Source organism: Pseudomonas sp. Choline-02u-1, assembly GCF_002836515.1.
In the GTDB taxonomy this organism is placed as follows: Bacteria; Pseudomonadota; Gammaproteobacteria; order Pseudomonadales; family Pseudomonadaceae; genus Aquipseudomonas.
The window spans coordinates 163,879-185,108 of record NZ_PJBC01000062.1; the positions used below are offsets into that span (position 1 = coordinate 163,879).

Annotated in this window: 10 protein-coding genes and 2 pseudogenes; 6 read left to right on the forward strand and 6 right to left on the reverse strand. The window is 63.7% G+C overall.

The genetic code is table 11. From position 1 onward, the window contains the following. Position 1: 1 nt before the first annotated feature. The 4 genes from CXF97_RS19805 to CXF97_RS19820 form a co-directional block, all read right to left on the reverse strand. Complete coding sequence (locus tag CXF97_RS19805; protein WP_101160112.1) at positions 2-7,825, reverse strand: non-ribosomal peptide synthetase; 7,824 nt, start codon at positions 7,823-7,825, stop codon at positions 2-4. After that, positions 7,822-11,223, reverse strand: a complete 3,402-nt coding sequence (locus tag CXF97_RS19810; RefSeq protein WP_101160115.1) for a non-ribosomal peptide synthetase — start codon at positions 11,221-11,223, stop codon at positions 7,822-7,824. Before CXF97_RS19810 ends, CXF97_RS19805 begins: the two co-directional genes overlap by 4 nt. A gap of 188 nt (positions 11,224-11,411) precedes the next feature. Further along, positions 11,412-12,395 carry a TauD/TfdA family dioxygenase gene (locus CXF97_RS19815; protein WP_101160118.1) on the reverse strand — a complete coding sequence of 328 codons (984 nt, stop codon included), beginning with the start codon at positions 12,393-12,395 and terminating at the stop codon, positions 11,412-11,414. Between the two features lie 39 nt (positions 12,396-12,434). Continuing rightward, entirely contained in the window at positions 12,435-13,175 is a 741-nt protein-coding gene (locus tag CXF97_RS19820) for a thioesterase II family protein (protein ID WP_101160121.1), read from the reverse strand. A 136-nt stretch (positions 13,176-13,311) separates the two neighbouring features. Here CXF97_RS19820 and CXF97_RS19825 point away from each other — a divergent pair, with 136 nt between their 5' ends. Beyond that, positions 13,312-14,445, forward strand: coding sequence for a cupin-like domain-containing protein (locus CXF97_RS19825; protein ID WP_101160141.1), 1,134 nt, complete (start codon positions 13,312-13,314; stop codon positions 14,443-14,445). A 145-nt stretch (positions 14,446-14,590) separates the two neighbouring features. Here CXF97_RS19825 and CXF97_RS19830 read toward each other — a convergent pair whose 3' ends face one another. Next, a complete protein-coding gene (locus CXF97_RS19830) occupies positions 14,591-15,763 on the reverse strand; it encodes an MFS transporter (RefSeq protein WP_101160124.1) in 1,173 nt (390 codons plus the stop codon). 235 nt (positions 15,764-15,998) lie between these two features. Between CXF97_RS19830 and CXF97_RS19835 the strand changes: the two genes are divergently transcribed. From CXF97_RS19835 to CXF97_RS28520, 4 genes and pseudogenes are all read left to right on the forward strand, one after another. Continuing rightward, a complete protein-coding gene (locus tag CXF97_RS19835; protein ID WP_101160127.1) occupies positions 15,999-16,799 on the forward strand; it encodes a glucose 1-dehydrogenase in 801 nt (266 codons plus the stop codon). After that, the gene (locus CXF97_RS19840) at positions 16,792-18,618 is read left to right on the forward strand and encodes a glycoside hydrolase family 15 protein (RefSeq protein ID WP_101160130.1); all 1,827 of its coding nucleotides are present in this window, start codon (positions 16,792-16,794) and stop codon (positions 18,616-18,618) included. Before CXF97_RS19835 ends, CXF97_RS19840 begins: the two co-directional genes overlap by 8 nt. A gap of 310 nt (positions 18,619-18,928) precedes the next feature. Then, positions 18,929-19,318: a hypothetical protein gene (locus CXF97_RS19845; RefSeq protein WP_101160133.1), complete on the forward strand. Its 390-nt coding sequence runs from the start codon at positions 18,929-18,931 to the stop codon at positions 19,316-19,318. Positions 19,319-19,330: 12 nt separating this feature from the next. Further along, a pseudogene (locus CXF97_RS28520) lies at positions 19,331-19,444 on the forward strand (NAD-dependent DNA ligase); the annotation flags it as partial. Here the strand turns inward: CXF97_RS28520 and CXF97_RS19855 are convergent. Continuing rightward, positions 19,444-20,418 (reverse strand): annotated as a pseudogene (locus CXF97_RS19855) (GlxA family transcriptional regulator); the annotation flags it as partial. The pseudogenes CXF97_RS28520 and CXF97_RS19855 overlap by 1 nt on opposite strands. 89 nt (positions 20,419-20,507) lie before the next feature. On the opposite strand from CXF97_RS19855, the gene inhA reads away from it, so the two are divergent. Continuing rightward, positions 20,508-21,194: an isonitrile hydratase gene (gene inhA / locus CXF97_RS19860; protein WP_101160136.1), complete on the forward strand. Its 687-nt coding sequence runs from the start codon at positions 20,508-20,510 to the stop codon at positions 21,192-21,194. Positions 21,195-21,230 lie beyond the last annotated feature (36 nt).

Below are 21,230 nucleotides of genomic sequence, written 5' to 3' on the forward strand. Positions count from 1 at the left end.
CTCAAGAAATCAGTTTTTCCAGATCATCGAGGGATAGACGTTTGAGGGCCTCCAGTGATTTAGCCAATTCATCCTGAACGGGCGACATTTCGACACGCAGCGCTTCAATCCGCGCGCAGAAATCCTTGAGCGTGTCGGTTTCGAACAACGCCTTGAGCGGCACCTTGTCGCCCAGACGTTCCTGCACCCGGCTCACCACCAGCGTCGCCAGCAACGAATGGCCGCCGAGCTGGAAGAAATTGTCCGCCAGCCCTACCCGCTCGACTTCCAGCACCTCCTGCCAGATCGTCGCGACCTCCCGCTGCAGGTCGCTTTGCGGCGCCTGGTATTGCTCCTGCGCCGGGCTCTCGCCCAAGGCCATCAGCGCCTTGCGATCGAGCTTGCCGTTGGGCGTCAGCGCGATCGCGTCGATCAGGTGCAGGTGCCCCGGCACCATGTGCGCCGGCAAGCGACTGGCCAGCGCGTTGCGCACCCGCTCAGTCAGCGTCGACCGCTCGCTGTCCGGTGCGGCAACGAGGTAGGCATGCAGGTGTTTGCCAGCGGCGCCGTCCTGCGCCAGTACCACCGCCTCGCCGATTTCATCGAGTTCCAGCAGGCGCGCTTCGATCTCGCTGAGTTCGATGCGGAAACCGCGAATCTTCACCTGATGGTCGGCGCGACCGATGTATTCGATGTTGCCGTCATCGCCTTGGCGGACCAGATCGCCGGTGCGGTACAGGCGCTCGCCATTGCTCGCGTAAGGATTGGGCACAAAGCGTTCGGCGGTCAGCGCGGCGCGACGCAGATAGCCGCGCGTCACCCCGGCGCCGGCCAGATACAGCTCGGCCGCCACGCCCTCGGGCAACACCTGCAACTGACTGTCGAGCAGGTACGCCACGGTGTTATCCAGCGGCCGGCCAATGTTCGCCCGGCCCTGCGGCGTGCGCAGGGTGAAGGTCGAATAAGTGGTGTCCTCCGAAGGCCCGTAGAGGTCGTAGACCTGCTGCACCTGAGTGCTGGCATAGAGGCTGTCGACCAGACTCTGCTTGAGCGGCTCGCCGGCCAGATTGATGGTGCCGACCGAAGCCGGAATCTGCCCGGCGCGTTGCAACGCGGCAATCGCCGACGGCACGGTATTGATGAGCGTAACCTGATCACGCGCCGGCAAATCGGTCAGCGCCAGAGCGTTGTCGGCCAATACCAGACAGCCACCGCAGGCCAGCGTGACGAAGATTTCCCACACCGACAGGTCGAAGCAGATCGACGTCGAAGCGAGCACGCCGCGCAATTGCTCTTCGCGATAGACCCCCGCTGACCACTGAATCAGCGCTGACAGATTGCCGTGGCTGATCGCTACGCCTTTCGGTTTGCCGGTGGAGCCAGAGGTGTAGATCACGTACGCCAGATTTTCAGCCGCGAGGTTAACCAGTGGCGCAGTGGCCGGGTATTCGCTGGCGACGTTCTCGTCCACCAGCAGCACCTGCGCACTCAAGGTGTCGGGCAGCATCGCCAAGGCCGCTGGCTCAGTGAGCAGCACCGCCGCGCGGCTGTCGTCGAGCATGTGCAGCAAGCGTTCCTGTGGGTAATCCGGGTCGAGCGGTACGTAGGCGCCACCGGCCTTGAGGATCGCCAGCAAGCCGACCAGCATCTGCGGCGTGCGGCGCATGCACACGCCGACGCGCACTTCCGGCCCGACGCCCATGCCTTGCAGCTTGTGCGCCAGACGATTGGCCCGGGTATCGAGGTCTTGGTAAGCGATGGACTGCTCAGCGAACAGCACCGCGTTCGCCTGTGGCTGTCGCTGCACTTGCGCGGCGATGTGCGCCAGCACTGTGCGTTGATCCGGCGTGGTAACCGGCGCCTTGCCCCACTCGATCGCTTGTTGCCGTTGTGGCTCGGCGAGCAGTTGCAGCGCGCCCAGCGGCTGCGTGGCGTCGGCGAGGAACTGCTCGAGCAGGCCTTGCAGTTGCCCACTCAGCGCGCTGATCGCTTGAGCGTCGAAACTGGCCTGATCGTAACTCACGCCAAGACTCAGCTCGCGGCCAGTGACCGCCACCAGCGTCAGCGGATAGTTGGTCTGCTCCTGACGGCGGATCGCCGAGAACGTCAGACCCGTCTGCGGGCCCTGCGCGAGCGCTTCGGCCATCGGATAGTTCTCGAACACCAGAATGCTGTCGAACAACGCCCCGGCACCCGCCCCGGCCCAGCGCTGAATGTCATACAGCGGCGTGTGTTCGTGCTCGCGCAAGGCCAGGTTGAGAGCCTGCACCTGCTGCAGCCATTGGCTGACAATGAGTTCGGCCGACGGCGCTGCCACGACCGGCAAGGTGTTGATGAACAGGCCGATCTGCTGCTCGACGCCCGGCAAGTCGGTCGGCCGCCCGGCGACCGTCGCGCCGAATGCCACCTGATCCTGTCCGGTGTAGCGCTGCAACAGCAGCAGCCACGCCGCTTGCACCAGCGTGTTGAGCGTGACTTTCTGCTCGCGGGCGAAGCGATTGAGATTGGCCGTCAGCTGTTCGCTGAACACCTGCTCGTGATCGGCATAGCCGCTGCCCGCGTGTCTGACCGGCATGGCGCTGGCCAGTCGCGTCGGCTGTTCAAGGTCCGCCAGCGCCGTGCGCCAGAACTGTCGACTGGCCTGCTGATCACGCTGCCCGAGCCATTCGATGTAATCGCGATAACGCCCCTGCCCTGCGCTCGGCACGATGCCGGCGTAACGCTGGAGCACTTCGCCGAACAACTGCGAGGTGCTCCAGCCGTCCATGAGGATGTGATGGCAGGTGTAGATCAGGTGATGAGTGGACTCATCGGTGCGCACCAGCGTCACGCGCAACAGCGGCGCCTCGAGCAGATCGAAACCGTTGTGCAGATCCTCCGCCGCCAGTTGCCCGAGTGCGGCGTCGAGCCCATCGCGACCGCGCCAGTCCTGCACCTGCCAAGGCATCTGCACACGGCTGCGCACCACCTGCACCGGCGCGACGGCATCCTGCGGCCAGACGAACGCGGTACGCAAAATATCGTGAGCGTCGAGGGTCTGCTGCCAAGCCTGGCGGAAGCGCTCGGCGTCGAGCTGCTCGACATCGACGCGCAGCTGATTGGTGTAGGCCGGGCTGTCCGGCTCGTTACGGCTGTGGAACAGAATGCCTTGCTGCATGGGCGACAGCGGGTACAGATCGACGATGTCACGCGGCGCCATCGGCAGCGCCGACAGCTGCGCCTGAGTCAGGTTGGCGAGGTTGAAATCCGAAGGCGTCACGCCACCGACGCCGTTCTCGCAGCAATGTTCGATCAAGCGTTCCAGCTCGCGGCGATAAGCCTCGGCCAGCGCCTCGATGGTCTCGGCGCGGTACATGCCGATGCCGAAGGTCCAGGTCAGTTCCAGCTCACCGCCGAGAACCTGTCCGTCAACGCTCAGCCAATTGCCCAGCGGCGCTTGCCCGTCCTGATTGGCACCGGTGCTGTCGGTGCTTGGCAGGAACAACGCGCCTTGCTCGGCGCTGAACGCGCCGTCGAACTGGCCGAGATAATTGAAGGTCACCCGTGGTTGCGCCAGCGTCTGCAACTCGGTGCAACCCGTGAGGTAACGCAGCACGCCATAACCGATGCCTTTGCCCGGCACCGCCCGCAGTTGCTCCTTGATCGCGCACAGCGATGCAGCGGGATTGGTCTGCGGGGTCAGGCGCACCGGGAACAGGCTGCTGAACCAGCCGACCGTGCGGCTCAGGTCGACGTCGTCGAACAGGTCTTCACGACCGTGACCTTCAAGCTGGATCAACACCGAAGGCTGCTCACTCCAGTCACACAACACCCGCGCCAGCGCGGTCAGCAACAGGTCGTTGATCTGCGTGCGATACGCCGCCGGGGCGACTTTCAACAGTTTGTCGGTGAGTGCCGGGCTCAGGCGCGTACTGGCGCGAGCAGCCTGGGCGCGGGTCTGGCTGTCCTCGGTAAAATCCCGTGGCAGTGCCGCGTCAGCCGCCGCCAGGGTCTGGCGCCAATAATCGCGTTCGCCGGCCAGCGCTTCACTCTGCGCATAACGATGCAACTGCTCGGCCCAGTTGTGCAGCGAACTGCTCTGGCCTGGCAACACCGGCGCCGTCCCCGCCGCCCATGCGTGGTAAGCCTGCTGCAAGTCTTCCAGCAGAATGCGCCACGACACGCCGTCGACCACCAGGTGATGGATGACCAGCAACAAACGCTGCTCGGCATTTGGCAGATTGACCAGCACTGCGCGCAGCAGATGCCCGCGTTGCAGATCCAGGCTGCGCTGCGCCGCGTCGGCCAGCGCGGGCAAGGCATCGAGACTGTCCAGCTCGCGCACCCAGAGCAGTTCGGCATCACGCTGGGCCTGCGGCAGTGCCTGCCAGCTATCCCCCGACTGCACGAAGCTCAGCGCCAATGCCTCGTGCTGTTCGACCAGTGCCGCCAGCGCCGTGCGCAGATGCGCGGCGTCCAGCGCCAGGGTCGGTTGCAGCATCACCGACTGGTTCCAGTGCTGGCGCTGGGCAATCGGCGTCTCGAAGAACCGCACCTGAATCGGCAGCAACGGCAACGGCCCGCGTGCCGCCGGTGCGGCGATGGCAGCCGGTTTGGAGTCGATCAGTTTGGCCACAGCAGCCAGTTGGCCGATGGTCTGTTTTTCGAACAGCTGCTTGGGGCTCAGCTTGATCCCCTGGCGCTTGGCCCGGGCGATGATCTGCAAGCTGAGGATCGAGTCGCCGCCCAATTCAAAGAAGTTATCGCTGCTGCCGACCCGCTCAAGCTTGAGCACTTCGGCCCAGATCGCCGCCAGTTTTTCCTCGATCTCACCGACCGGCGCGACGAACTGCTGGCTGACCACGCCGGGCACTGGCAACGCACGCTTGTCGAGCTTGCCGTTGGCGGTCAGCGGAAGCTTTTCCAGCAACAGCAACTGCGCCGGCACCATGTAATCCGGCAGACGCGCCTGCAACTGTTCGCGCAAATCCTGCGCCTGCGCCTTCGTGCCCACTGCCGGCACGCACCACGCCAGCAGTTGCAGGCGCGCCGGATCGTCATCCACTGGCAGCGCGAGCACGGCGGCTTCGCTGACGCCGTCGAGGCCGAGCAACACCCGCGCAACTTCCGCAGGCTCGACGCGGTAGCCGCGCACTTTGACCTGATCGTCGGCACGACCGATGAATTCCAGCGCCTGCTCGCGATTGCGCCGAACCCGGTCGCCGCTGCGGTAGACCCGCGCGCCCGCTGCGCCGAACGGGTCGGGCAGGAAGCGCTCGGCGGTGAGCCCCGGCTGGTTCAGATAGCCAAGGGCAACGCTGTCGCCACCGATGTACAGCTCACCGGCAACCTGATCGGCTACCGGGTTGAGCACATCGTCGAGCACATAGACGTGAGCACCGGCCAGTGCCGTGCCGACCGGAACGCTGCGTGCTTGCGCGGCAAGCGCTTCGACCTCATGGGTCAGCACGCCCACGGTGGTTTCGCTCGGCCCGTAGTGGTTGATCAGGCGGCAGCCCGGCTTCAGTTGCTGCACGCGCTCGACCAGCGCCGGCGAACAGGCTTCGCCGCCGACGATCAGTGCGTGTCCCGGTAGCACGTCGGCAGGCTTGGCCGCCTGCAGCAGCGCGGCAAGATGCCCGGGGACGATTTTCAGCACGCCGACGCGATGGCGGTCCATGTATTGGGCAAAGCGGTCCGGGTCAAAACCGAGTTCTTCCGGCAGCACATGCAGCAGTCGGCCCGAGCACAACGCGCCGAACAGCACGGTGAAGCCAAGGTCGGCGGCGATGGTCGAGACCAGCGCCATGCTCGCCTCGGGCGCCGGCGCCAGACGTTCGAGTACGCCGCGCACGTAACTGCCCAGCGCGCCGTGGCTGACCAGCACGCCCTTGGGCTGCCCGGTGGAACCGGAGGTGTGAATCAGGTAGGCCGGTGAGTGCGCAAACAGCGTCAGCTCAGGTGCGGACGCCGGCAGCGATTGCCATTGCGCCGGCGCAAACTCCAGCCCCTGACAGCCCTCGACCGCCCGTTCGCTGAGCCGCGCATCGCCTGCAGCACCGATCAGCACGCGGGCCTGCGCAGCGCCGAGCATCTGCTCCAGTCGCGCGCTCGGCGCCTTGACGTCGAGCGGCATGTACACCGCGCCAGCCTTGAGAATCGCCAGCAGGCAAGTCAGCCAGTCCAGCGAACGTTCCAGCAGCACCGCCACCGGGTCGCCGACATTGACCCCCTGCGCTCGCAAATAATGGGCGAGACGATTGGCATCCTGATCCAGCGCCTGGAAAGTGATTGTCTGCTGTAGATCACGAGCGGCCAGCGTTTCTGGTTGTCGGGCCACTTCCCGCGCCCAGTGTTGCAACACCGTCAACGCCGGCTCGCGCTGGATTGAAAGCGCAGCGGGCCGTGGCGTGGCGACCGTGTGCAGTGGCGCCTGCGGGGCCTTCAGCAAATACGCAAACAGGTCGAGCAACATCGGCACGAAACCGGCGACGGTGTCTGCCTGATAGAGATCGCTGGCGTAGGTCATCTGGCCGTGGATCAGCGCGCCGTCGTCAGTGATGTCCAGGGCCAGATCGAAGTGCGTGCCGTCCTTGGCCAGCGGGTATTCGCTGACGGTCAGGCCGGGCAAGGCCATGGAGCGCTGTTTCTGCATGCCGACGTTCTGGTTGAACTTGGCCTGAAACAACGGGTTGTGGCCTAGCGTGCGTTCGGCGACCAACTCATCGACCAACTGCTCGAACGGTAACTCCTGATGTGCCTGTGCGCCGAACGCTGCTTCACGCACCTGCGCCAGCAAATCGGCGAAACTGCCGCGCTCATCGACCTGGCAACGCAGCACTTGGGTGTTGACGAAGAAACCGATCAGCCCCTCGACTTCGGCGCGGCCACGGTTGGCATTCGGCACGCCGACACGAATGTCGCGCTCGCCGGCCAGACGCGAGAGGAACAGCGAGAACCCGGCCAGCACCAGCATGAACAGACTGATGCCCTGGCTACGGGCGAAGGCGTTGAGCTGATGCGACAGGTCGGTGCCGAAATCGAAGCTCAGGGTCTGCCCGGCGAAGCTCTGGGTCAGTGGTCGGGCAAAGTCCGGCGCCACTTCCAGAAGCGGATGCTCATCGCCCAACTGCTGACGCCAGTAGTCGAGCTGACGCTCACCCTCGCCGGCCTCCAGCCAGCGTCGCTGCCATATCGCATAGTCGGCGTACTGCAATGGCAGCGCCGGCAATTGCGGTTCGCGCTGCAGGCTGAACGCCTGATAGCACTGCACGAACTCCCTGACCATGACGTCCATCGACCAGCCGTCGGAGACGATGTGGTGCATGCTCACCACCAGCACGAACTCATCGTCAGCCAAAGCAAACAGGCTGGCGCGCAGCAACGGGCCGTGGCGCAGATCGAACGGTTGCGCGGTGACGTTTTGCACGTGTTGCGCGAGCACTTGCTCACGCTCTTGCGCGGCGGTGCCGGTCAGGTCGAAGCGTTCCAGCGCAATACTTTGTTGCTCGAGAATCAGCTGATGCGCTTGATCGCCGTCAGTGTGAAACACCGTGCGCAATACCTCATGGCGCGCCAGCAGATGATCGAACGAGCGGCTCAGCGCCGACTCGTCCAGCCGGCCTTTCAAACGCAAGCCAGCGGCCATGTTGTACGCGGCGCTGTGCGGTTCGAGCTGCCAGAGAAACAGCAGGCGCTGTTGGGCGAACGACAAAGGGATGTGCGCGCAGTCGTGGCGGCTGACCGGCAGCGGCAACAGGCTGAAATCCTTGCCCTCCTCGCGCAATTTGGCGAGAAACAGCCGACGCTGTTCCAGCGGCAGGCCGACGAACCTTTTTGCAATACGTTCCGCCATCGTGCCGCTCATACTTGTTCTCCTTGCAAAGCATTCATGAACTCATCCAGGTCGGACCAGTCGTCGTTGCCGCTCGCCTCGGCCAGTTGCGCGAGTACCTCGGCGAGATCCGCCAGCAGCGGTTTCTCGAACAGACTGCGCAGCGGCAGCACCACGCCCATCTGCTCCTTGACCCGCGCGATCACCTGCGCGGCCAACAACGAATGGCCGCCCAGTTCGAAAAAGTGATCGTCCAGGCCCACACGCGGCACCTGCAGCACCTCGGCCCAGACCTGCGCCAGACACTGCTCGGCCGGCGATTGCGGGGCGCGGTAATCGCCCTGCAACTGCGCCGGATCCGGCGCTGGCAAGGCTTTGCGGTCGAGCTTGCCACTCGCCGTCAGCGGCAGGTTCGCCAGCAACAGCAGATGCCCCGGCACCATGTAGTCCGGCAGGCTGGCTTGCAGCGCAGCGCGGGTCTGCTGACGGAACGCCGTTTGCGTCGCCGCGCTGGCAAGCACCGCAGGCTCCGTCACCACGTAGGCGACCAGTTGCGCACCGCCGGCGAACGGCACCGCCAGCAGCACCGCTTCGCGAACGCCCGAACATTGCTGCAGGCGCGCTTCGATCTCGCCCAGTTCAATGCGGAAGCCGCGAATCTTCACTTGGTGATCGACCCGGCCGACATACTCCAGCGCGCCATCGCCGCGCAGCCGCGCACGGTCGCCGGTGCGGTACAGGCGCTGGCCGTCGGCGAACGGGTCGGCAATGAACCGCTCGGCGCTGAGGCTCGGCTGACGCTGATAACCGCGCGCCAGCCCCGGCCCACCGATGTACAACTCGCCCACCGCGCCTTGCGGCAGCAGGTTCAGATCATCGTCGAGCACGTACAAGCGCCGCGCCGCCAGCCCCTTGCCGATCGGCATGCCGCGCCACGACACGTCCTGCGCGGTCAGCGCGGTGCAGTCATGAATTGTCGAGACCACCGTCGCCTCGGTCGGGCCGTAGGTGTTGAGCAGGCGCACATGACCGAGCCCGGCCTGTTGCCACAAGCGCAAGCCGTCCACGGCCATGGCTTCACCGCCAACGTGAATCTGCCGCAGCGCGCCGAAACTGGCCGGCGGTTTCGCCGCGTATTCCTGCACCAGCCAATACCAGTAGGCCGCCGGCAGGTCGGCCAAAGTGATGCCCTGATCGACGATGACCTGCTGTAGTGTCGCGCTGTCCCACAACGGCGCATCGCGCATGACCACGCTGGCGCCATGGCACAGCGGCGGGAAAAACTGCTCGACGAAACCGTCGAAACTGCTGGTGGCGAATTGCAGAACCCGATCGCCTTCGCGCAGATCGCTGTAATCGATAGCGCGGGCGATGAACTCGCTCAGTGCGCCATGACTGACCGCCACACCTTTCGGCCGCCCGGTGGAACCGGAGGTGTAAATCACATAAGCGAGGTTGTCGGCTTCGACCGTGACCGGCAGATTGTCGCTCTGCGCGCTGTCGGGCAATTGCTCCAGACACAGGCACTCGATGCCGTCGAGCGGCGGCAGGCTGGCGAGGCTTTGCCGGTCGCTGAGCAATAGTTTCAAACCGCTGTCATCGAGCACATGGCGCAAGCGTTCGGCCGGGGTCTGCGGATCGAGCGGCACATAGGCACCGCCGGCCTTGAGTACCGCCAGCAACGCCACCGCCAGCTCCAGCGAACGCCCCAGCGCGACGCCGACCAGCACGTCCGGGCCGACACCCTGTGCGCGCAACTGATGGGCCAAGCGATTGCAGCGGCTGTTGAGTTCGTCGTAGCTCAATGCCGGCGCAGGCGCAGTGGCCAACAGCACCGCCGAGGCTTGCGCAGTCCGCACGACTTGCGCTTCGAACAGGCTTTGCACGCTGGTGAAACGAGGCGCTGGCGCGGTGGCGTGGATCAACGCGTGGCGTTCGTTTTCGGCGAGCATCGCCACCTCGCCGATAAACTGCTGCGGGTCGCGGCACACCGACTGCAGAATGTTGCGCCAATGCCCGGCCAGCGCGGCGATGGTCGCGGCGTCGAAAATATCGGTGGCGTAAGTGAAGGCGGCAAACAGTTGCTCGCCCTCCTCGCGGGTGTCGAGCATCAGGTCACTGGTGGCCGCGTGTTGTCGAGCGCTGCCGGCCAGTTGCTCTTCGCTCAGATAACCCACGCGCAAGCCTGAAGCGAGTTGCGCCTGATGCAAATCGGTAACCAGCGGCTGGTGGTTGAACATCACTTGAAACAGCGGATTGTGGCTCTGGCTGCGCGCCGGTTGCAGGGCTTCGATCAGGGCGTCGAACGGCAGGTCCTGATGGGCCTGGGCGCCGAGGGCGGCCTGGCGCAGGCTCTGCAGCAGCTCGGCGAATGGCGTTTGTGCAGTAACCGCGCTGCGCAGGATCTGCGTGTTGACGAAGAAGCCGATCAGGCCTTCGGTTTCACTGCGGGTGCGGTTGGCGATCAGCCCGCCGACACGAATATCGGTCTGGCCGCTGTAGCGATGCAACAGGGTCTTGAACGCCGCCAGCAACACCACGAACAAGGTCACGCCCTGACGCTGGGCAAGGTTTTTCAGCTCTTCACGCAGGGCTGCATCGATCACCGTTTCCAGGCGTGCTCCCTGATGGCTGGAGTGCGCCGGGTAGGCGCGATCAGTGGGCAGTTCCAGCACCGGATGGTCGTCACCCAGTTGCGCGCGCCAGTAGTCCAGTTGCCGCTCGCGCTCACCGGCTTCCAGCCAACTGCGCTGCCACAGCGCGTAGTCGCGATAGTGCACGGTCAGCGGCGCCAATGTCGGTTCGCGCCCGGCGACCAGTGCGTCGTAGGTGCGCATGAACTCGTCGATCAGAATGTTCATCGACCAGCCGTCGGCGATGATGTGATGCAAGGTCAGCAGCAGCACATGTTCCTGCGCGGCCAGGCGCAACAGCCGCAGGCTCAGCAGCGGGCCGTTCTGCAAATCGAAGGCCTGGGTCGCCTCGGCCATCATGTGCTGCTGCGCGAGCGGCCAGCGCTGGGCTTCGGGCAACTCGCTCAAATCAGTTACGGGCAGTTTCAGGGGCTGAGGTTCGGCCACGCGCTGGAAGGCACGCTCGCCGTCCTGGCCGAAGGTGGTGCGCAAACATTCGTGGCGCGCCGCCAAACGGCTGAAGGCCTGCTCCAGTGCCGCGACGTGCAGATCGCCCTCCAGACGCACGGCCATCGGCAGGTTGTAGGCTGGGCTGGTCGGCTCCAATTGCCAGAGAAACCACATGCGCTGCTGTGCGTAAGACAGGCCGTCACGCTCGGCGATACCGGCGCAGGCGGTCATGGGCAACTGCGCAAAATCGATGCCTTCGCGGGCCATGCCGGCGAGGAACAAACGGCGTTTGTCCTGGGGCAATTCGATAAAGCGGCGGGCTAGTTTCTGTGCGTCTGCGGCATTCATGCGTGGAGTCCTTGCTGATCGGCGGCGTGACCTGGAGACCCGGTCGTATCAACAAGAACGAATGGCCCGCGCGACGATTTAGCGCGCCAGCGGCAATCGCGGCCCGACGGTACAAAGGCCAGACAGACAAATGCCGAAGCCGGGTACACGTCCGGCTTCGGCATTTGAGTTGAACAGTTGCGAAGCGCTCAGCGCACGTCCTGCGAATGCCCCTCGGCCATCGCCACGATGACTTTGCGCGGCCCTTCGAACGGCGAGCGCGCGTGGGCCGAGAGCATGTTGTCGAGCATCAGCACATCGCCCTCCTGCCAAGGGAAACTGATCGCACAATCGTCGAGCACCGCGCGAATCTGCGCCAGCACTTCATCTTCGATCGGCGAGCCGTCGCCGTAGTAGACGTTACGCGGCAGGTCCTCTTCATCGACGATGTCGAGCAGGCTTTCGCGCACGTCCGCTGGCAGGTTGGAGATGTGAAACAGGTGCGCCTGATTGAACCAGACGTGATCGCCCGTGACCGGGTGCACTGCCACTGCCTGACAGGTCTGGCGCGTGCGCAGCTCACCGTCGTCCTTCCACTCGCAGACAATGCCGTGAGCGTTGCAGTAGGCCTCGACGACCTCGCGGTCTTCGGTGTTGAACACGTCTTCCCAGGCCACATCGAGGCCATTGCCGAAGTTGCGCACATACATCAGGCCTTTGCTGACGAAACGCTCGCGGATCGCCACGGGGATGCGCCGGTAGACTTCGCGGCTGTCGGCAATCGGCGTTTCGCCTCCCGACCTGGCGGCTATCATGCTGTAGAACCAGATCTTCATCGGCCAGTCGCGGGAATAGGCCTGCTCGTTGTGCAGTGGAATGCTCTGGTGCGCCGGGTATTCGGTGGAGGTGTACACCCCTTGGGTGACGTTGATACGCGGCGTCGAGCCGAACTCGTAGTTCAGCAATGGATGGCCGAAACTCGCGGCGAACTGGCGAAACTGCTCGGCGCCATCGAGGCGAAAACCGCGAAACAGTACACCGCCGTCACGCAGCAGATGCTCGTCGACCAACTCCTGCAATTCATCCAATACCGCCAACAGATCGGTGTCGACATCGCTCGCCTCGACCAACAGCGGCAAGCGCCCGCGCTCCGGCAGCAGCGGCCGTACGGAAAATCCCAGAGCAACAGCCATGACTGGCCTCCTGAATATGCGTGATAGATAAGTCGCGTTTCAGAACGCCGGTTGCGCGGCCTGCGCATGGCGCCGGTGATGCACTTCCAGATGCGTCTTGATCGTGCGAATGACCCGCGCTTCATGCTCATGAATGAAGAAGTGCCCGCCGGTCATCATGTCCACCGAGAAACTGCCCAGGGTCTCTTTGCTCCAGCCGATCAGTTGTTCGGTGGTGGCGCGGTCTTCCTTGCCACCGAGCACGTGCACCGGGCAATTGAGCAGAGGCCGTTCGGCAGGCGTGAAACGTCCGCACATCATGAAGTCGGCGCGCAGCACCGGCAGCGTCAGGCTCATCAGCTCTTTATTGGCGAGGACTTCTTCGCGGGTGCCCTGAAAGGTGCGCAACTGTTCGATGAGTTCTTCATCACTGCGCGGTTCGGCAAAGCCGCGGTCGTAGTCGCTGCGCATGGACGGTGCGGCGGTGCCGGAGGCGAACAGCGCCAGCGGCTCGGGCACGCCGAGCTCGCGCAAGGCATGGGCCATTTCGCAGGCGAGCAACGCGCCGAGGCTATGCCCGAACAGCGCATAAGGACCTTGCAGCCCCGGTTTGTGCTCGCGCGCCAGTTGTCGCGCCAGTGCACGCATGTCGGTTTGCAGGGGTTCATCGAACCGCGCGCCACGCCCGGGCAGTTCCACCGGTTGCAATTGCAGCCAGGTCGGCAGTTGGCGCCGCCAGCGGCTGTAAACCATGGCGCTGGCGCCCGAATAGGGCAGGCACAGCAATGTCAGCTTGGTCACCGCGCTTTCCTTGAAAAATGTGTCTGCAAGAAAGACGGATCACTGGCCGGACAAATTAGTCGCCCGGCCGCTAAATTCCCCCGACCGCGGCTCGTTGCCTGTTCAGGAAAAAAACAACAATCGCGAGGGCATCACCGTGGACCTGCAGAGCATTCTGGGCAAGTTGTTCGCCAACGCCGGCGCGGTCGGCATCGAGGGCATTTTCCAGTTCATTTTCAGTGCGCAACGGGCGTACTGGTACGACATCAAGACCAGCCAGCACACGGAAGCCGGGCGCCACCCAAGCCCGGACGTGACCATCGAAGTCGCAGAAAAAGACTTTCTCGGGATCATGGCCGGCGTGGTCAATGTCGAGGAACTGTTCGCCAGCGGCCGCCTGAAGATCGGCGGCAACATGGGCCTGGCGACGATGCTGCCGCAGATTATCGACCACGCTCGCCAGGGTGGCGGCACGGTGGAAAAGGTCGACATGAACAAACGCTATCCGACGCCGCCGCGCTTCAGCGAAAAGCTCACTGCCGCGCTGCCTCGCCAGACCAGCATCGAACGCCGGGCGCGCGCCGAGTTGAGCCGGCACGAATTCGAAACCCGCTATCTGCCCAACGGCATTCCGCTGGTGATCCGCAATGCCCTGCATGACTGGCCGTTGTTCAGCCTGAGCCGCGAGGAGTCGCTGGTGCATTTCGCTGAACTGCAGGGCATCACCCGCCATGGCGATTACGTGAAGAAGACGTTTTCGACCGAACGTGATTTCCGCTCGACCTCAATGGCCGATTTCATCGCTTCGCTGGACAGCCCGGCGATCAAAGCGGCGGACGGCGAGCCGCCGGCGTACATGGGCAACAACATTCTGCCGGCGCAGTTGCTGCAACAGATTCAGTACCCGCCCTACTTCGACACCTCGCTGTTCATCCCGCCGCGCATCTGGATCGGCCCCAAAGGCACGCTGACGCCATTGCACCGCGATGACACCGACAACCTCTTCGCCCAGGTCTGGGGGCAGAAAAAATTCACCCTCGCCGCGCCGCATCACCGCGAAGCACTGGGCACCTGGTCGACTGCGCCCAAGGGCGGCCTGGATGGCTGCGATTTCAACCCGGACGCGCCGGACTATGAACGTTTCCCGGCTGCGCGGGAGGTGACTTTTTTGCAGGTGACGCTGGAGGCTGGGGATCTGCTGTTTTTGCCGGAGGGCTGGTTTCATCAAGTGGAGTCTGTGTCGACCTCGTTATCAGTCAATTTCTGGGTCAACTCTGGCCGAGGCTGGTAACCCAATCCCGTGTAGGAGCTGACGAGTGCAACGAGGCTGCGATCTTTTGATCTCGATCTTGATCTTCAAAATCCAAAGTCAAAGTCAAAGTCAAAGTCAAAAGATCGCAGCCTCGTTGCACTCGTCAGCTCCTACAACAGGATTGTTATTTCAAGTGACGGAAACTTTGAAACGCTGAAACCAGCACCACCGCCCCCGCCGCGATTGCCAGCCAGAACCCGCTACGTGCGCCAAAGGCATCGACCAACGCGCCGGAGCCGGCGGCGCCGATCGCCACACCGATGCTCAGCCCGGTCACCAGCCAGGTCAGGCCTTCGGTCAGTTTGGCTGGTGGCACGATGCGTTCGATCAACGCCATCGCGACGATCAGCGTCGGAGAGAAGAACAGCCCGGCGATAAATACCGCGATCGACAAGCCAAGGATGTTGCTCGCCAAAAGCAGCGGCAGCGTGGTCACTGCCGTCGCCACGCCGCCGTAGAGAAACAGGCGCGGCAGCGGCAGTTTCGAACGCATCGCACCGAAGGCGATGCCGGCCAGGCATGAGCCGATCGCGTACACCGACAAGACAATACTCGCCGCCGCAGGCTGGCCCTGCTGCTGGGCAAAGGCGACGCTGACCACGTCGATCACCCCGACGATCACGCCCATCGCCAGCATCAACGCCAGCAGCCATTGCACGTCGGTGGAGCGAATGATCGAGCCCTTATGCTGCGACTCCTGCGCGTGCACGGGCGGCTCGGTGCTGCGCTGGGCGACAAACGCCGTCACACCGATGGCCAGTGCCAACAACGCCGCCAACGGCCCGGCCTCGGGAAACACCGCGACCGACAAGCCCACCGACAGCGGCGGCCCGACGATAAAACACACCTCGTCGAGCACCGACTCCAGTGCATATGCGGTCTGCAATTGCGGCCGGCCACGGTAGATTTCGGTCCAGCGCGCGCGCACCATCGCCGACATGCTCGGCATGCACCCCGCCAGCGCTGCGAACACGAACAACGTCCAGTCCGGCGCCTGCAAGCGCGTGCACAACAAGAGCATCAACAACCCGCCGCCACCGGTCAGCGCTGCAATTGGCAGCACCCGCCCCTGCCCATAACGGTCCACCAACCGCGACACCTGCGGCGCGCAAAACGCCGTGGCCAGAGCGAACGTCGCCGCCACCGCGCCCGCCAGGGCATAACCGCCATTCAACTGCGCGAGCATGGTGATCAGGCCGATGCCGGTCATCGAAATCGGCATGCGCGCCAGCATCCCGGCCAGCACAAAAGCACGGGCGCCGGGGGCGGTGAACAATTCGCGGTAGGGGTTTGCCATCGATTGCAGCCTCATCAGGGGCGGCCAAGTTGCCACAGGCTTGAATGCCGTGGAAGCGCACAATTGTTAGCCGTCTGTGAAGGCCCCTTCGCTCGCACAGTCGAAATGCAGTCCCCTGTGGGAGCGAGCTTGCTGGCGAAGGGGCCGGCATCACCGCCGCTTTCTGCACCGAATGAACTCTCATGGCCCGCAACCAGTCAGCTGTCTATGCCCACCATTCGAGGCCCAGACATTCATGCAGATCTCCCTCGCCCGACAAGTAGCCCTCGTCACCGGCGCCAGCTCCGGCATCGGCCATGCCGCCGCCAAAGCACTGGCCGCCGCCGGCGCTGCGGTCGTGATCAACTACAACAGCAGCGCCAGACCCGCTGAAGCGCTGGCCGCGCAAATCAACGCCGAGGGCGGCAAGGCCCTCGCCATTGGTGCCGATGTTTCGAAAGAAGACGAGGTCGAGCGGCTGTTCGCCAAGACCGTCGACGCCTTCGGTTCGCTGGACATTCTGGTGGCCAATTCGGGGCTGCAAAAAGACGCTGCCGCCGTGGACATGACGCTCGATGACTGGAACAAGGTGATCGGCGTCAACCTCACCGGGCAGTTTCTCTGCGCGCGGGCAGCGTTGCGGATCTTCCAGCGTCAGGGCGTGCGCGCAGGCGTATCGCGCGCGGCAGGCAAGATCATTCACATGAGCTCGGTGCACCAGCGCATCCCATGGGCCGGGCATGTCAATTACGCCGCCTCCAAGGGTGGCGTCGATCAGTTGATGCAGAGCCTCGCCCAGGAAGTCAGCCACCAGCGCATCCGCATCAACAGCATCGCGCCCGGTGCGATCAGCACCGCGATCAACGCTGAAGCCACCGCAGGCGCGGCCGGCGAAAAACTCCTCGAACTGATTCCCTACGGCCGTATTGGCGATGTCGAGGACGTTGCCAATGCGGTGGTGTTCCTCGCTTCCGACCTGTCCGACTACATCGTCGGCACCACCCTGTTCATCGATGGCGGGATGAGCCTCTATCCGGAGTTTCGCGGCAATGGCTGAGCCTGAAATCGAACAACAAAGCGCCATTGATGCACATGGCATCATCGGCGACATGCGCAGCGCCGCGCTGGTCAATGACAAGGGCAGCGTGGATTTTTTCTGCTGGCCGGAGTTCGACAGCCCGACGATTTTCTGCTCGCTGCTGGACACCCCTGACGCAGGCATTTTCCAACTCGCGCCGGACCTGCCGGATGCGCGCCGCGAACAGATTTATCTGCCCGACACTAATGTCTTGCAAACCCGCTGGCTGAGCGAACACGCGGTGGTGGAAATCACCGATCTGTTGCCCATCGGTGACGACGTCGACGCCTTGCCCCTGCTGATGCGCCGGGTGCGGGTCGTCAGCGGTTCGGCGACATTCAATCTGCGCTGCGCGGTGCGCCACGATTATGGCCGCGCGCAAACCCGGGCAGAGATGGACGAGCGAGACGTAACGTTCAATGCTGCCGGCCAGCCGTCGATTCGCCTTTCCTCTGATCAGGCACTGCAAATCGACGCACAAGCCGCCGTCGCGCAGTTCACCCTCAAGCACAATGAAACCGCCGCGTTCATGCTCGGCGGCAGCGACGACCCGCGTTTTGCCGAAGGCGCCGCCGAGCTGTGCATGCAGCGCACTTTGAAATTCTGGCGCGGCTGGATCGGCCAATCCAACTATCGCGGGCGCTGGCGGGAAATGGTCAATCGCTCAGCCCTCGCCCTGAAACTGCTGACCTCGCGCCGCCAGGGCGCGATTCTCGCCGCCGCTACTTTCGGCCTGCCGGAGACCCCCGGCGGCGAGCGCAATTGGGATTATCGCTACACATGGATCCGCGACGCGTCGTTCACCGTGTATGCGTTCATGCGTCTGGGCTTCGTCGACGAGGCCAACCACTACATGCAGTGGCTGCGCGGGCGGGTCAGCGATTGCTGTGGCAAACCGATGAAACTCAACATCCTCTATGCCATCGATGGCCAACAGGAGTTGCCGGAAACCGAGCTGACGCATCTGGCCGGCCACGGCGGCGCGCAGCCGGTGCGCATCGGCAACGGCGCTTATGAGCAAGTCCAGCTCGACATCTTCGGCGAGCTGATGGACGCGGTGTATCTGGTCAACAAATACGGTGACGCGATTTCCCATGAAGGCTGGCGGCACGTCGGCGAAGTGGTCGATCAGGTCTGTGAGGCCTGGCAGAGCGAAGATGTCGGCATCTGGGAAATGCGCGGCGAGACTCATCACTTCCTGCACTCGCGGCTGATGTGCTGGGTTGCCCTGGACCGCGCAATCCGTCTGGCCTCCAAGCGTTCGCTGCCGGCACCGTTTGCCCGTTGGGATCAGACCCGCCAAGCCATCTACACCGACATCTGGGACAACTTCTGGGACGAAGAACGCGGCCATTTCGTCCAGTACAAAGGCGGCACCGCGCTGGACGGCTCGATGCTGCTGATGCCACTGGTGCGCTTCGTCAGCGCCAAGGATCCGCGCTGGCTGTCGACCCTCGAAGCCATCGAAAAAACCCTTGTGCGCGACGGCATGGTCTATCGCTACCGCAACGACGACGCCAACATCGATGGCCTCACAGGCACGGAAGGCGCGTTTGCCGCCTGCTCGTTCTGGTACGTCGAATGCCTGGCCCGGGCCGGGCAGGTGGAAAAAGCCCATCTGGAGTTTGAACAATTGCTGCGATATGCCAACCCGCTGGGGCTGTACGCCGAAGAGTTCGACAGCCATGGCCGCCACCTGGGCAACACGCCGCAAGCCCTGACGCATCTGGCGTTGATCAGTGCGGCGAGCTTTCTTGATCGCAAGTTGAGTGGCGAGAAGAGTTCCTGGCAGCCATAGCGCTGACTGCTTTTTCGCCAGCGCTTGTCAGACCGATCCCTGATCCAGAGGTATTTTTCAACAACGGGCCTTACGCCAGACAACTGGCTCAGGCCCGTGCCCGCCGTCAAGCCTGCGCAGCGGTTACGTCTGACGACAGTCTGTGTAAAAACCGCGCCTGCAAAAACCACTCACGTCACGTTGAAACGCTTCCCGCAACGTGCGCTTACACCCCGAAATACCTTGTTGCCAGCCGTTACATCCACACCTACCATCCAACGCAACGGGCACAGCGGAGCTGTCCAACCACCCCCGAATTCAAGGAAACGGAATGCCTCACCACGTCCAGCGCAGCATCGCCTCCCCCCTTCGCACCGGGCTGACCCGCACCCAGCTCTGGGAAGGCGCCGACAAGGGCCTGATCAAATGCTGGGAAATCGGCCGCCAGCGCGCCGAACGCTTTCCCGAACTGGCCCAGCGCTGCCTGGCCGGTGAACTGCCAGTGCTGGGCTGGAAGGGTGGCGTCAGTCGCAGCCTGAAGAAAAACGAGAAGTACGGCTCGCTGAAATACCTGGCGCAGTGGCAAGGCTTGCGCGGTGAGGATCTGGACATTGAGCTGGCGCAGGAGCGTTCTTTGACGTGCTCGCGGACGAAGATGAAGGTGACGTTTACGCCGGACCGGACCAAGTATTTCAATCAGGTGGCGGAAGTTGAGGCTTAAGGAGAGGCAGAAATGGTCGATTTACATCAGGAGTTTCAAAGCAGCGGTTTCTTTCACGAAGCGCGTATTGATCGTCGCTCTGCGGATGCCTTGGTTGGTGTCGCAGCGGGACTTGCCCCTGAAGGCATTGGATCTGTTGCAACGCTGACCGAAAACCGCTCCCGATAAGCCTGCGGCGTCACGCCAATGGCTCGCAGAAAACTGCGCCGCAGCGTCTCTTCACTGCCGAAACCGCAATTGGCGGCGATGCGTTTGACCGGCAGGCCGGTGTCGCTGAGCAGCCGCCGGGCGGTTTCCACGCGAATCAACTCGATCGCCCGCGCCGGGGTCTGGCCGGTGTCGGCGCGGTAGTGGCGGATGAAGCTGCGTTCGCTCATGCCGGCCTGTTCGGCGAGGGTGGGGATGCCGAGTTCGCAGGTCAGGTTTTCCGCAATCCAGGCGTGGAGTTCATCGAAGCGGTTGCCTTGTTGTTGCAGCGACAGCGTCACGCTGAATTGCGACTGCCCGCCCGGGCGTTTCAGGAAGACGACCAAGTGCCGGGCGACGTCGAGGGCGATGTCGCGACCGAGGTCTTCTTCGACCATGGCCAACGCCAGATCGATGCCTGCCGTGACGCCGGCCGAGGTCCACACCGGGCCGTCGTTGATGAAAATCGGATTGGCTTCCACCTGCAGATTGGGATGTTGCGCAGCCAGTTGCTCGCAGCGCGTCCAGTGGGTGACCACGCGGCGGCCATCGAGCCAGCCGCTGGCGGCGAGCAAAAAGGCCCCGGTGCACACCGAAGCCACGCGACGGCAATGAATGCCGTGCTGGCGCACCCAGTCGACCAATTGCTGGTCTTCGGCGGCGGGATAAATGCCCCAGCCGCCAGCGATGATCAACGTGTCGCTGGGCGTTTGTGGCAACGGTTCGGCCAGCACCGCCAACCCCGCCGATGACATCACCGCCCCGCCGCCGCTGGCGATCACGCTCGGCGCATAGGGCGTCGGCATGCCGCGCTGGCGCGCAAGATCGTTGGCCGAGGCGAACACCTGCAACGGCCCGGTGACATCGAGAATCTGCATGTTGGCAAACGCGAGGATGTGAATGGCTTTGGGCATCTGGCGTAATTCGTGGGGTGATTGGCGTATGCGCCAGAACCTACGCGCCTACAGTGCAGTCGTCCACTTCTTTCAACGGAGCCAGAACGATGACGCTGCAGATCGGTTTTCTATTATTCCCGCAGGTTCAGCAACTCGACCTGACCGGCCCTTACGACGTGCTCGCCTCGTTGCCCGGCGTGCAGGTGCATCTGGTCTGGAAGGACCTGATGCCGGTGACGTCCAGCACGGGTTTGCTGCTCAAACCGACCACAACCTTCGACGATTGCCCGAATCTGGACGTGATTTGCGTGCCCGGCGGTGGCGGCGTCGGGCCGCTGATGGAAGACCAGCAGACGCTGGACTTCATCAAACGCCAGGCCGCCCAGGCACGTTACGTGACCTCGGTGTGTACCGGCTCGCTGGTGCTCGGCGCGGCGGGTCTGCTGAAGGGCAAACACGCGACTACGCATTGGGCTTATCACGAGTTGCTGCCGACGCTGGGGGCAATTGCGGTGAAGGATCGGGTGGTGCGTGATGGCAATCTTTTTACCGGTGGCGGGATCACCGCCGGAATCGATTTCGCTTTGGTGCTGGCGGCGGAACTGGTCGATGCCGACACGGCGCAACTGGTGCAGTTGCAACTGGAATATGCGCCGGCCCCGCCGTTCAATGCCGGCAGCCCGGACGTGGCACCGAGTGCAGTGGTCGATGAAGCACGGCTGCGCGCGGCGCCTTCGCTGACGTTGCGCACGGAGATTACCGAGCGCGCGGCGGCCAAGCTGGGCCTGCGCTGATACCGAACGCCCAGCGATTTCTGCGTGAAATGATCC